Origin of the sequence: Geobacillus thermopakistaniensis (genome assembly GCF_000498995.1) — a bacterium.
Classification (GTDB): domain Bacteria; phylum Bacillota; class Bacilli; order Bacillales; family Anoxybacillaceae; genus Geobacillus; species Geobacillus thermoleovorans.
In genome coordinates, this window is the sequence record NZ_AYSF01000113.1 from 4,361 (window position 1) to 17,608 (window position 13,248).

Here is a 13,248-nt window from a genome sequence, read left to right on the forward strand (position 1 = left end):
AAAAGCAAATCGAAAACTTGGCCGAAAACAAATTGACCATAAACAAATATTTTGCCGAATGCCACGACGACACCATGTTCGACAAAATCGCGCCAGAAATCAATGCTGCCAGCATGATGCCCATCACCGCCGCCGTGCTCCTAAGCAGCACGGAAAACATAAACGTCAGTGTGCCGACGACAACGCTCACAAACGCTGCCAGCCCGAGCTCGATCAAAATGTATTTCCATTGCGGAATCATGTGGACATTCGCTGTATTGAGATCCTCTCCTTGCTGGACAAATCCGGTCAATAGCGGCAGACGGAAGCCGCCATATCCAAACACGAGTCCGGAGATGGCATACGACAGCACCGCCGCCATCAGCATAATGAGCGACACCGACAGGAGCAACGCGATATATTTGCTCAACAAAATTTTCCACCGCTTCACCGGCCGAACGAGAAGCAGCTTGATCGTTCCAGCGCTTGCCTCGGACGACACTAAATCGGCCGCAACCACCATCACTAAAAGCGGCAAAAACAAGTCGATGGCGTTTTCGATAAACGTGCGCATAAACGTCGGCGCTCCAGGGGCGGACGGATTAATGTTGTGCTCTAAGTAGTACTGCTGCTGCTTGAGGCGGATTTGCAAGTATTTCCGCCATTCCTCAGACATGCTCGGCGACTGCAAGCGGTTTTGCAAATCGACGATTTGCTGCTGCAGCTGCGTCCGCCAGTCGGTCGTGCCAAGCCGTTTTCTCAACTCTTCCGTCTCGCGGTATTGGGCGTATGTAAACAAGGCGACGAGCACCGCAATGATGGCGGCGATCACCCATAGCCGCTTTTTGCGGACGATTTTCAACATTTCATTATACACGAGCTTACTCAATCGTTTCGCCCCCTGTCAGCTCGATAAACAAGTCCTCGAGCGTCGGCAGCCGCGGTTCAATTTCCGAAACCGAGACGCCGGCTTGGACAAGCTTGGCGTTCCAAGCGGCTAGTCTCGACGGCTCATATGGCGTGACGATCGTCTCTTCATCGGCGCGCAACACCTCGGTTTCCGCCGCTAACAGCGCCCGCGCCCGATCCGTTGGAGCGGCTTTCCAGACGACGCGCGCCTGTTGGTTTAACAGCCGCTCAACCGTGTCCACGGCCAAGAGCCGTCCTTTCGCCATAATGGCGACGCGGTCGCACATTAATTGAATTTCACTTAACAAATGCGATGAAACAAGGACGCTCAACCCTTCCGTTTCCGCCAAAAAGCGGATGAAGGCGCGCATTTCGCGAATGCCGGCCGGGTCAAGGCCGTTGGTCGGCTCGTCCAAAATGAGCACCTTCGGCTTTCCAAGCAGCGCCTGAGCGATGCCGAGCCGCTGCCGCATGCCGAGCGAATACGTGCCCACTCGGTCATGGATGCGCTGTTCAAGGCCGACGAGCTTCGCCACTTCCATGATCCGATCTGCACCAATTCCCGGCATCATGCGGGCGAAATGTTCAAGGTTTTCCCAGCCTGTTAAATACGGATACATTTCTGGGTTTTCGACGATGCAGCCGATCTGGCGGATCGCGTCGGTAAACTGGCGGTGAAGATCATACCCGCAAATCGCCACCGTCCCCGACGTCGGCCGAATGAGCCCGACGAGCATGCGGATCGTCGTCGTTTTTCCCGCGCCGTTCGGCCCTAAAAAACCGAATACTTCCCCCTCATGCAACTCAAACGAAATGCCTTTAATAATTTCCTTGCCGCGAATCGTTTTCCGCAGCTCTTTGACCGCTAACGTCACCTGTTTGGTCATTGCTCACCCTCCTCCGTCAACGTGATGAGCGAGGCGACGCGCTCTCCAATCCGCTTGTAGCCTGCCGCGTTTGGATGAAAATGGTCGCTGTACAAATAGTCGTTGACATGGAGGGCAAACAAATCAAACGTCGGCACCGCGACGATGTTCGGATAGCGGGCCGCCACTTCCGCTGATGCAAAATTCCAATCGCGCACAACCGCCGACGTCCATTTGGCATCGTCTAAATCGCCAAACGGGTTGTACAAACCGATCGCAAAAATGACCGCTTCGCTGTTGAAGCGGCGCAGCGCGGCGAAAATGCGGTCTAGGTTGGCTACATATCGCCGTTTCGCCTCATTCAGCTGCTTTCGATCCAGTTTCAACGCTTCCCCGCCTTGAAACAAGTCGTTGCCGCCGATGGTCATCACAATAAGATCCGCCATGGCGACTTGCCGCTGAATCTCAGGCTGGCCAAGCTGGCGAAGCAGTCCGTCAGAGCGAAGGCCGCGGATGGCCAAGTTCGTCACACGGATCGGTTTGTCCGTTTGCCGGCGAAGCTCATCGACCATATAGCCGACATACCCTTTTCCGCTTTCATCGCCCGTTCCTCTCGTCAACGAATCGCCAAGAGCAACAATATCCATTTTCTCGTCATGTTGCCTTGTTTCAGCCGTCGGCGGCCGTTGTTCTTTCGTCGGCGGCTTGGCGGCCGAAAAAAACTGGTCTTGCACCGCCAATGCCAGGCCGCCAAGCCAAAGCACTCCGGACAGGGCGGCAACGGCTATGAGAAGCGCAACTGTGCTCCGTCGCATGCAACCACCTCATTTCTTCATCGTTGTCATCTCTCGCGATCCGTCTTGGCATTGTTCGCCATCATTGGTTTGATCCGACAACCGCCGTTTTATTCGCCAATGTTTCAGATCCCAATACTTCTTCAGCTTCGACGCCGCTTCCTTTCCAACCAACAGCGCCCCGATCCAAAACATGATTTCCGCCGCCACAATGGCAACCGCAACGATCGACGCTTTGGCCGCAGTCGAAAACGGTAAAAATGGCGCGATGGGCGGAATGACCCAAACGACGAACGATGCGATGATGAACCCGACGCCAATGTGATGCATGACGGACCGCCTCTGTTTCACTCTTCCGTTCCCCCTTGCTCATGGACGCTCTTTCCAACAGGAATCAGGATCGCTTATTTCCACTCTAACATATACACCGCGATTTCACGAAATGATCCGCCTAAAAACCGAACACACACAAAAACAGTTTTTCCCGTTTTTCCAATTTTCGCTTTCCCGTCAAAAAAAGAAACCCAGCCGAATCGGCCAGGCCAATCGAATGATCACCGTTGTTTCTGCCAATAATCGATCAACCCCATCGCGCACACTTGCAAATCAAGCTCGATCGCCGCATGCGCCGACGACGAAGATGGAGCGCCATGATCATCAAGAAACGCCATCACTTCGCCGCGCAACCGGTGCGCTGCCATTTTCGCCTGCTCGGCAGCCGGCGCTTCCGGATGACGGTCGACCGCTTCTTTTCCCGCCGCCACGAACTTCGGCAGCCAAACGCGAAGCTGGCGGAACGCCTCCTTTTTCGGCTAAATTTTAGTCCACATTANCAAGAAACGCCATCACTTCGCCGCGCAACCGGTGCGCTGCCATTTTCGCCTGCTCGGCAGCCGGCGCTTCCGGATGACGGTCGACCGCTTCTTTTCCCGCCGCCACGAACTTCGGCAGCCAAACGCGAAGCTGGCGGAACGCCTCCTGCGGGTCATCCAGCATGCCAAAATGGCCAAAATAAATGCGTTCCGGTCTCAGCTTCTCAAGTCTTGCCGCCGACTGCTCCATGGCCTCGGGATCAAATTGGTTCGGAGATGTTGAAGGCAGGCAAAACGTAAGCCCCGCTTCTTGCAGCTGCGGATAAAAAACGCCGATCGTATCGCCGGTGAACACGCCGCGGCTGTACGAATCATAAATCGAAACGTGATGGTTCGCATGCCCCGGCGTATCATAAAACACAAGCGTCCGCTCCGCACTCAACTCCAACGTTTCCCCGTCCTCTTTCACGATCAATCGCTCTTCTGGCACCGGAAGAATCGGATCAAAGAGCGACTCAAACTGCGCGCCGTACACCGCCTTCGCTCCAGCGATGAGGCGCGATGGATCAGCCAAATGCCGCTTCCCTTTCGGATGGACGACAACCATCGCATTCGGGCAATGCTGAAGAAGCAACCCCACGCCGCCCGCATGATCCAAATGAATATGGGTGACGATGATATAGCGAATATCAGACGGATCAATATGAAGCGCTTTCAACCCAGCAAGCAAATGCGGCACCGACGGGCTTGGCCCTGTTTCCACGATCGCCAAGTTCTCTTCGTGAAGCACGTATGTACCGGTGCGCTGCGGCATGCGCAAATCATACAAATCGATGAGTGAAATGCGGCGGCCGAGATCAAGCGGCTGTGCCATGTTCCCTCTCCCCCTTTGGTTGATGATGCAGAATATTTTAACATAGAAACCGGCTTCCCGCTACAGGGGATGATAAAAAAGCAGCCCCTGCCCAGAGGGCAAGAGCCGCCTTCTCGTTTCAACTGTCGTCAACGGGGCAACAACTGCTCCGCGCGCTATTTTTGAGGGCAGGCGCTGTCGACCGTTGCCCTCCGCAGCACGAACAAGCTCCCTGATGCTCAACCCGATCGCATCCAACGCTGCCGCCAACGGAAAGACACTGTCGTTTGCCAAGCGCCCCCTAATGCTTACGACGCCAACTCCCTGCCAGTCGCCTTTCCTTTCCGCCCGTTTCGGATCGCCAGCCATACCGCCGCGGCCCAACCGATGACGATGAGGCCATAAACGGTCGGATACACCGGCGCAGGCGCCTCCCAAGCGTGCAGGAGCGTGCGGACGTTCGTCAAAATAATCAACCCGCCGACCAACACTCCAAGCAAATGGGACGGCAGTTTGCGCACAAGCCAAGCGGCGATCGGTGCAGCGACGACCCCGCCAGCCATGAGCGTCAGCACCCAGTGCCAGTTCACTTGCTCCCAACCAAGCGAAATGACGAATCCTAGCGTCGCCGACAGCGCGACGGCAAATTCGGATGTATCGACTGTGCCGACCACCTTGCGCGCTTCCATGCTTTTATTGGCCAACAACACCGGCGTCGCAATCGGCCCCCATCCTCCACCGCCGGTCGCATCAAGGAAGCCAGCCACCAATCCGAGAGGGACGAGCTGCTTATTGGACCACTGTTTTCCGGGCGTCGACGGCGCGCGGCCGTTCAACACTAAAAATCGATAAATAATGTAAAAGCCAAGCGCCAACAAAAACAAGGATACATATGGTTTAATCAAATCTCCCGGCAAATTGCTTAAAAAGCATGCTCCGACAAACGCGCCGACCGACCCGGGAATGATGAGCCTAAAGGCCATGCGGCGGTCGACGTTGCCGAACTTCCAATGGGAAGCGCCAGATGCCGCCGTCGTCACCACTTCCGCCAAATGAACGGACGCCGAGGCGACGGCCGGAGCAATGCCGAACGTCAATAACAACGTCGACGACGTGACGCCATACGCCATTCCAAGCGAGCCGTCAATCAGCTGGGCGATAAATCCTACAAACACAAAAACGATCAGTTTTTTCATTGGTTTCCCTCCGTTTGCAATGGTTGAGCGCGTTACTTATAATTTAAATCTCATTATTCATAGATGTCAACTATGAATTTTTAAAAAATAAAAAATGCGATCATTTATTTTAGTCCCTGCTCGCAAGATGACGTTGCGAACACCGACGGCTTGGCGGCCGACGGACGGAAGGCGCCGCGCGGCCGTCCATAAAGACAAACAGCCGCCTGCAGAAAAAAGGCGCCCCGAATATGGCGACGGGACACCTTTTGAATGCTGGCTTTCGATCAGAACTTCCCTTGATACCGCTCGACTTCCCAAGCGTGGACCGCCGTGCGGTAGCTGTTCCATTCGTCTTTTTTCATCGCGACGTATTCGTTGAATACGTGCTCGCCAAGCGTCGCGCGGCCGATTTCTCCGCTTTCGAACGCAGCGATGGCCTCGCCCAAGTTTTCCGGCAAGTTGTCAATGCCAAGCTCCGCACGTCGTTCTTCCGACATATGGAAGATGTCTTCATCAATCGGCGCCGGAGCGGTTAAACCTTTTTCGACACCGTCAAGGCCAGCGGCAGCGATGATGGCATACGCCAAATACGGATTGGCCGACGGATCCGGGCAACGGAGCTCAACGCGCGTCGCGACGCCGCGTTTGGCCGGAATGCGGATGAGCGCCGAACGGTTGGAAGCGGACCAAGCGATGTAGCAAGGCGCTTCATACCCTGGCACAAGCCGTTTGTACGAGTTGACAAGCGGGTTCGTAACCGCCGCGAAGTGTTTTACGTTTTTCAGCAAGCCCGCGATGAATTGGTACGCTGTTTCTGACAACTGGTTCGCATCGTTCGGATCAAAGAACGCATTTTCCCCATCTTTGAAGAGGGAAATGTTGACATGCATGCCTGAACCGTTGATGCCAAACACCGGTTTTGGCATAAACGTCGCATGGAGGCCGAACTTGCTGGCAATCGTTTTGACAACCCATTTGTACGTCGTCGCATTGTCAGCCGCACCGAGCGCATCGGCATATTTGAAGTTGATCTCATGCTGGCCTTCCGCCACTTCATGGTGCGACGCTTCAATCGTAAAGCCCATCGCTTTTAAGGCGCGGTAAATTTCAAGGCGAACGCGTTCGCCCAAGTCTTTCGGAGACGGTTCGAAATAACCGCCGCCATCATGGAGCTCGAGCGTCGGATTGCCGTTTTCATCGGCTTTGAACAGGAAAAACTCCAGCTCCGGACCGACCGAGATCGTATATCCTTTTTCCGCCGCCCGCTCGATCGTTTTTTTCAGCACGTTGCGCGGGTCGCCTTCAAACAGCGTGCCGTCCGGATTGGTCACCGAGCAGAGAAAGCGCGCTTCCGCATAGCCTTCCTCGACCGTCCACGGCAAAACAGCAAACGTATTCAAATCCGGCAGAAGATACAAGTCGGAACGGTTGATCGGCGAGAAGCCTTTGATCGACGAACCATCAAACATGATTTTCCCTTCGACGACATCATCAAGCTGTTCAGCCGTCACGGTCACGTGCTTTAAGATCCCTTCAATGTCGACAAACTGCAAATGAAGAAGCTCAACGTTTTTTTCTTTGATCTTCTCTTTGATTTGTTCCAACAACTCCGTTTGTGTAGAGGAAACGAACGGCTTTGACATGTTACATTACCTCACATTCGTGCGTTTATTTTTCTAACATGCTTTTATTATAGAAAAAGAGAAGCCGTTTGGCAACACTTTTTTATCAATTTTTCTGTATTTTTATAATGAATTTTTTTGCAAACGGTTTCAAATTAGACGAATATTTATACAAAAAAAGCCAGNTGCGTTTATTTTTCTAACATGCTTTTATTATAGAAAAAGAGAAGCCGTTTGGCAACACTTTTTTATCAATTTTTCTGTATTTTTATAATGAATTTTTTTGCAAACGGTTTCAAATTAGACGAATATTTATACAAAAAAAGCCAGCCGAGGAGATAATCGTCTCCTCGGCCGACTTTTTCTATCCACTATTGATGTTACGTTTTCTCCTCACGCCGACGCCACGAGCCGGACGAAATGATCGGCAGGCCGGCGGCTTTTTCCGGCAAGTAAACGTAGACGTACCCTTCGATCGGCTGGTGGGCGTCGCGGACCCATATCCGCTCATATTCGTTATCGTCCCGTCCTTCGGCGTAGTCTTCAAGCTCATCCATCGCTTTGAGCCCTTCCTCCGTCACCGTCAACCATTCCCCTTCCACTTCCCCTTCTTCTCCGAGCACAAGCGCAGGGTACGGGCCGACGCTGTACAAACGGCCGTTCACCTTCCCTGGGCATACGGCGCGAACATAAGGAGCTACAACACAATGGTTGTCCTCGCCGGTCAGCAACGTTCCATACACAAACACTCGATATCGTCTTTCCGCCATCTCACTTTTCTCCTTTTGTTTACATAACATAGATTATGAAAACTTGAAGAAGAAAACAAAAACAATGGAAGCCCTGCCTCTCATCCATCCTTGCCGCTCCGTGGCGGCGCCAGTGTGAATTTGTCAAGCGGACAGCGGACAACGAAAAAGCCGCGCCAGCTCCATGAGCGGCAACGGCACGGCTTGCGATGATCCCGCGGCAAACGAATGACGCTTTCTTCATCATATCCGTTCGACAACGAGAAGTCAAGCAACAGTTTACGCGGATGGCTTCCATTTAATGCTGCAGCCGATGCTCGGCTTTTGCTTTTCCGGCACCGGACGGCCCTCCAACAAAGCATCCAGCGCGGCGCGGATCGATTCCCCGGTCACCGGAATGCCGTTGTTCGGCCGCGAATCATCAAGCTGGCCGCGGTAAACGCATTTCAGCTCACGGTCGAAAATATAAAAATCCGGGGTGCAGGCGGCGTCGTACGCCTTCGCCACTTCTTGCGTTTCGTCATACAAGTATGGGAACGGGTAGCCAAGCTCTTTAGCCACTTTTTTCATGTTTTCGGGCGAATCTTCCGGATATTGTTCAGCATCGTTGGAGTTGATGGCGACAAACGACACCCCTTTGGGCATATAATCGTTTGCTAGGCGAACAAGCTCGTGCTGTACATGCTTTACAAACGGGCAATGATTGCAAATGAACATAATGACAGTCGCTGCGTCCGATTTCACATCCTCAAGACGAACGACGTTGCCATCGATGACATTCGTGAGGGCAAACGGGGGCGCTTGTTTGCCAAGCGGAAACATATTCGATTCGACAGCTGGCATACCTAACACCCTTTCTTCCATTTTTTCTCTTTCTATTATACCAAAAGAGAGCGGAACGCCACAAATAAACCGCCCAAACCGACCGAGCGGCAGCGGCATATGATGCCACATAGACGAACGGAAAGGAGGCTTTTCCCATTGATTTACATGAACAAACAGATGACCCCGCGCGTGTACGGTGCAACTCCGCCTCCCTCCTCGCATTCGGTGTTTTATTACCGACGCGCCAAAACGGAACAAATGATTGAAGAGCAAACCCAGCTGCTTGAACAGTTGGCCGAGGCGTTCCTTCGCCTCAAGCTGGCGGTGGAGGAAGGACGAAAGCAGCAAGCCGATGATCGTGAGAAAATCGCCGATGCCTTGACTCGGCTTGAGCGTTCGCTTGCCGCCGGGCAAACGGAACAAGCCGAGCATAGCGGGCGTCTCGTCAAGGCGCTGGACGGCCTCAAGGGGATGGTGGCGGCAAGCCAAACCGAGCAAACGGAACTGTATCGCGAACTAACTGAAACCGTTTCGCGCTTCATTGATGCCTCTAATGCCGGGCAAAACCTGCAGGCGGAGCAAAGCAAGCAATGGGCGGCAGCGTTCGACCGGCTTGAGCAATTGCTCGCTGCCGGACAACGAGAACAAGCGGAGCTCGCCGAAACGCTGGCCCGCCTTGAACGATCGATCAACGCTCACGAGCAGATGGAGCACGAACAGCGGCGCGCATGGGAGGAGCAGTTTACAAAAGAAGAAACAGCGCGCCAAGCGGTCATCGAAGCGTTGATGGTGCAAAGTGAAGCGATGCACCGGCTTGAGCGGCAATCGACTGAGCGGGAACAAACAACCGAAAGAATGGCCGCCCGCCTGGAAGGACAAGAAAAACTGTACCAAAAATTAGTGGAACAGCTCGAGTTGCAGCACGTCTTTCACCAGACCGTCATCGAGCGGCTTGAAGCGCAAGAGGCGGCGCAATACAAAGTGACCCGCCAGCTCGACAGCTTAAAAGAAGCGCTGTATGAACGATGCTCCTTTATCGTTGACAGCGTCAAACAACTGTTTTCCTCGTTCTTTTCCGGGAGGGGGCGCAGCCAAAAAATCGACCGCCAAGCCGCTGAACCAAAAAACCCGATCCGCTTGTAGAATGTCATCCTCTTTCGGCGTCTGCCGCCATCCGCCGGCTGAAACGGCGGACTGTTTTTTTTGGCTGGCTGCCGTCGGATGGCAAAAGCAAATCAATGGACAACAAGAAACGAAACATCCCATAATAAGAACTAACCATTTTTATCATCTCGCGCCGAGAAGACCCCCACTTCCACGCGTGAGCGTAGGTGGGAGAGCGTTCAACCGCAAGGAAAAGAAAGCCTTGATACATCAACATTTCGAGAGGGAGGAGAAATGATCATGCCGCTAAAGCTCAGCGTTCTTGATCAATCGCCCATCGCCGAAGGCATGACCGCGGAAGAAGCGCTTGAAAACACGGTCCGGCTCGCCCAGTTTGTCGAAGAGCTCGGCTACAAGCGTTTTTGGGTGTCCGAACACCACGACGCGAACAGCCTCGCCGGCTCGTCTCCAGAAGTGCTGCTTGGACACATCGGGGCGAAAACGTCGCGCATTCGCATCGGCTCAGGCGGAGTGATGCTGCCGCACTACAGCGCCTATAAAGTGGCAGAAAATTTTCGCGTGTTGGCGGGTCTAGCCCCCGGCCGCGTCGATCTCGGCATCGGCCGCGCGCCTGGCGGCATGCCGCGGGCGACGATGGCGCTCCAAGACGGCCGGCCGCGTTCAGCGGACCGCTATCGGGAGCAAATCGATGACTTGCTTGGGTATTTGCACGATGCGCTTCCGCCCGTCCACCCGCTTTATGGCGTCAAGGCGACGCCGATTGTGCAATCGCCTCCAGACGTTTGGCTGCTCGGATCCAGTTCGGAAACAGCGAAGCTGGCGGCGGAAAAAGGGCTGCCGTACGCCTTCGCGCAATTTATTAACGGCGAAGGCGGCCAAGAGTACATGCAACTGTATCGCGACCGGTTTACCCCATCGCCGCATTTGGACGAGCCGCGTACACTCGTGGCTGTATTTGCGATTTGCGCCGAAACGGATGAAAAAGCGGAATGGATCGCGGGAAGCCTTGACTTGACGCTCCTCATGATCGAACAAGGGATGGCCGTCAACGGCACGCCGAGTCCGGAAAAAGCAGCCGCCTACCCATACAGCCCGTATGAACGCAAACGGATCGCAGACAATCGGAAGCGGATGATCGTCGGCAGTCCGGCGCGCGTCAAAGACGAGCTGTATCGGCTGAGCGAAAAGTATGAAACAGAGGAAATCATGCTCGTGACGATTACATACGACTTCGAGGATAAACTCGCGAGTTTCCGGCTCATCGCCGACGCTGTATGGGGGTGAACGCGATGCAGATTCTCTCCATTAATGTCGGGAAGCCGAAAACGCTCCACATCGGCGGCCAGCGGATCACAACCGGCATTGACAAAACGCCGGTCGCTCATCCCGTTGCAGTCGGCAAACAAAACTTGGCTGGAGATGGACAAGCCGACCTCGTCCATCACGGAGGAGAAGATAAAGCGATTTGCGCCTATCCGTCCGAGCATTTCGTCTATTGGGAAGAGCGATACGGCCGCCCGTTTACGGCGGGGGCGTTTGGAGAAAACTGGACGCTTCTCGGTTTGACGGAAGACGATGTGTGTCTTGGCGACATTTATGCTGCCGGCACGGCGCTCGTACAAGTGTCACAGCCGCGCCAGCCGTGCTCCAAATTGGCGTTCAAACATCAGCTGCCCGATTTGCCGAAAGCCGTCNAAATCGCTCCGAAAAGCACCACGAAGTCATTTTCGGCAAGATTTTGTGTGTCTTGGCGACATTTATGCTGCCGGCACGGCGCTCGTACAAGTGTCACAGCCGCGCCAGCCGTGCTCCAAATTGGCGTTCAAACATCAGCTGCCCGATTTGCCGAAAGCCGTCTGCCAGACAGGAAAAAGCGGGTTTTACTTTCGCGTTCTCAAAGAGGGCGTCGTCGCTCCAGGCGCGCCGCTCGTTCTCGTCGAGCGGGGCGCGGGGGCGCTATCCATCGCGTATATCAATCACATTTACTATCATGAGCGGGACAATGCCGCCGCCATAAAGCAAATCGCCAGCCATCCGGCCTTATCCGCAAGCTGGCGCGAAGCGTTTCAAAAGCGCCTCTCCGAGCGAACGCGTCCTTAAGCCTATGCTGGCAAGACACGCCCGACACAAGCCGGCGTTTCACATAGCGATAGAAAGGCGCCCTGATCGTCGACCCTCGCGACACATGGCTTTGTTCAACGATCGGGGCGCTCGTTTTCGGTTCAGCGGGAGAGCGGCGTCGCCGGGCAGGCGCATTCCTCATCGGGCCGCATGCACACTGCGTTTCCAATAGCGGCAATACAACTGGAAATAAAATCCTTTTGCAGCCAACAGCTCTTCATGCGTCCCTTGCTCGATCACTTTGCCGTCGTTGAGCACAAGGATGCGGTCGGCATGTTGAATCGTGTTCAACCGATGGGCGATGACCAAGCACGTCCGGCCGTTCATGAGCCGCGCGAGCGCTTCTTGAATGCGCACTTCGGTCACCGTATCGATGTTGCTCGTCGCTTCGTCCAAAATCAAAATGGCCGGGTCGGCGATCATCGCCCGAGCGATGGCCAACAGCTGCCGCTGCCCTTGGCTGATTCCGCCGCCTCCTGGGGCCAAAACGGTGTCATAGCCGTCCGGCAGCTTCATAATAAAGGAGTGGGCGTTCGCCTGGCGCGCCGCCTCCTCGACTTCTTCATCGGTCGCCTCAAGCCGGCCGTAACGAATGTTGTCGCGGATCGTTCCGGCGAACAAAAACGTATCTTGAAGCACAAATGCCATATGCCGGCGCAAACTCGCCCGCTTGATCGTCCGGCTGTCGCGCCCGTCGATCAAAATCACTCCTCGATCTGGATCGTAAAAGCGGGTCAACAGCTGCAATACGGTCGTTTTGCCGGCTCCAGTTGGGCCGACAAGCGCGACCGTCTCTCCTGGGGCGATGGAAAAGGTGACGCCGTCGAGCGCCGGGCGCTGTTTGTCGTAAGAAAAGACGACTTGACGAAACTCAATGCGTCCATCAAGCCGGTCCAAGGCCGCCGCTTCCCGCTCGTCTTCCTCTTCTTTCGGCAAATCCAAAATTTCCAACACCCGTTCAGCGCCAGCCAACGCCGACAGCAACGTGTTCCATTGGTTGGCCAAATCGTTGAGCGGTCGGGTAAACTGGCGGGCGTATTCGACAAACACGACGATCGTCCTTTTCGGCGACATTTTGGTCCCTATCCGTCGCGGGCGGAGGAAATTTGAGAGGAGCTGTCCTTAGTACGAGAGGACCGGGATGGACGCACCGCTGGTGTACCAGTTGTCCCGCCAGGGGCACCGCTGGGTAGCTATGTGCGGACGGGATAAGCGCTGAAAGCATCTAAGCGTGAAGCCCCCCTCAAGATGAGATTTCCCACCGCGTGAAGCGGGTAAGATCCCTCGAAGATGACGAGGTCGATAGGTCCGAGGTGGAAGCGTGGCGACACGTGGAGCTGACGGATACTAATCGATCGAGGGCTTAACCAAGAAAAGCGCAGGCGAGCGGGTCGCCGCGACGGGCAAATGTTCTT

At 54.7% G+C, this 13,248-nt stretch carries 11 protein-coding genes, 4 pseudogenes and 1 other annotated feature; of the genes and pseudogenes, 4 read left to right on the top strand and 11 right to left on the bottom strand.

Annotated features, from left to right (window positions below; genetic code table 11):
- From T260_RS121535 to T260_RS121500, 10 genes and pseudogenes are all read right to left on the bottom strand, one after another.
- Positions 1 to 868, bottom strand: an 868-nt coding sequence (locus T260_RS121535) for an ABC transporter permease (protein ID WP_023634678.1), incomplete at its 3' end; no start/stop codon positions are given.
- Positions 861 to 1,775 (bottom strand): ABC transporter ATP-binding protein, encoded by a 915-nt coding sequence (locus T260_RS121530; protein ID WP_011231138.1) that lies wholly within the window; start codon positions 1,773 to 1,775, stop codon positions 861 to 863. The genes T260_RS121535 and T260_RS121530, both read right to left, overlap by 8 nt.
- Positions 1,772 to 2,569, bottom strand: coding sequence for an SGNH/GDSL hydrolase family protein (locus T260_RS121525; RefSeq protein WP_011231137.1), 798 nt, complete (start codon positions 2,567 to 2,569; stop codon positions 1,772 to 1,774). The genes T260_RS121530 and T260_RS121525 overlap by 4 nt, the downstream gene beginning before the upstream one ends.
- Before the next feature lie 9 nt (positions 2,570 to 2,578).
- Positions 2,579 to 2,878 carry a transporter suffix domain-containing protein gene (locus tag T260_RS121520; protein WP_014195759.1) on the bottom strand — a complete coding sequence of 100 codons (300 nt, stop codon included), beginning with the start codon at positions 2,876 to 2,878 and terminating at the stop codon, positions 2,579 to 2,581.
- A 224-nt stretch (positions 2,879 to 3,102) separates the two neighbouring features.
- Positions 3,103 to 3,312 carry a hypothetical protein gene (locus T260_RS0121315; protein ID WP_031213372.1) on the bottom strand — a complete coding sequence of 70 codons (210 nt, stop codon included), beginning with the start codon at positions 3,310 to 3,312 and terminating at the stop codon, positions 3,103 to 3,105.
- A 70-nt stretch (positions 3,313 to 3,382) separates the two neighbouring features.
- A pseudogene (locus T260_RS0121320) lies at positions 3,383 to 4,234 on the bottom strand (MBL fold metallo-hydrolase); the annotation flags it as partial.
- Between the two features lie 287 nt (positions 4,235 to 4,521).
- The gene (locus T260_RS121515; RefSeq protein ID WP_011231133.1) at positions 4,522 to 5,409 is read right to left on the bottom strand and encodes a sulfite exporter TauE/SafE family protein; all 888 of its coding nucleotides are present in this window, start codon (positions 5,407 to 5,409) and stop codon (positions 4,522 to 4,524) included.
- 266 nt (positions 5,410 to 5,675) lie between these two features.
- Positions 5,676 to 7,034, bottom strand: coding sequence for a type I glutamate--ammonia ligase (glnA, locus tag T260_RS121510; RefSeq protein ID WP_013523716.1), 1,359 nt, complete (start codon positions 7,032 to 7,034; stop codon positions 5,676 to 5,678).
- A 359-nt stretch (positions 7,035 to 7,393) separates the two neighbouring features.
- Positions 7,394 to 7,783, bottom strand: coding sequence for a gamma-glutamylcyclotransferase family protein (locus T260_RS121505; protein WP_014195755.1), 390 nt, complete (start codon positions 7,781 to 7,783; stop codon positions 7,394 to 7,396).
- A 258-nt stretch (positions 7,784 to 8,041) separates the two neighbouring features.
- Positions 8,042 to 8,605 (bottom strand): thioredoxin family protein, encoded by a 564-nt coding sequence (locus tag T260_RS121500; protein ID WP_021322406.1) that lies wholly within the window; start codon positions 8,603 to 8,605, stop codon positions 8,042 to 8,044.
- Positions 8,606 to 8,743: 138 nt separating this feature from the next.
- On the opposite strand from T260_RS121500, the gene T260_RS121495 reads away from it, so the two are divergent.
- The 4 genes and pseudogenes from T260_RS121495 to T260_RS0121330 all read left to right on the top strand — a co-directional run.
- Positions 8,744 to 9,730 (top strand): coiled-coil domain-containing protein, encoded by a 987-nt coding sequence (locus tag T260_RS121495; protein ID WP_023634680.1) that lies wholly within the window; start codon positions 8,744 to 8,746, stop codon positions 9,728 to 9,730.
- Between the two features lie 261 nt (positions 9,731 to 9,991).
- Complete coding sequence (locus T260_RS121490) at positions 9,992 to 10,996, top strand: LLM class flavin-dependent oxidoreductase (RefSeq protein WP_013523714.1); 1,005 nt, start codon at positions 9,992 to 9,994, stop codon at positions 10,994 to 10,996.
- 5 nt (positions 10,997 to 11,001) lie between these two features.
- Positions 11,002 to 11,394: pseudogene (locus tag T260_RS0121325) on the top strand (MOSC domain-containing protein); the annotation flags it as partial.
- A 49-nt stretch (positions 11,395 to 11,443) separates the two neighbouring features.
- Positions 11,444 to 11,812: pseudogene (locus T260_RS0121330) on the top strand (MOSC domain-containing protein); the annotation flags it as partial.
- A gap of 159 nt (positions 11,813 to 11,971) precedes the next feature.
- Here the strand turns inward: T260_RS0121330 and T260_RS121485 are convergent.
- Positions 11,972 to 12,892 (bottom strand): annotated as a pseudogene (locus T260_RS121485) (ABC transporter ATP-binding protein); the annotation flags it as partial.
- Between the two features lie 37 nt (positions 12,893 to 12,929).
- Positions 12,930 to 13,192 (top strand) — a sequence feature (23S ribosomal RNA rRNA prediction is too short).
- Positions 13,193 to 13,248 lie beyond the last annotated feature (56 nt).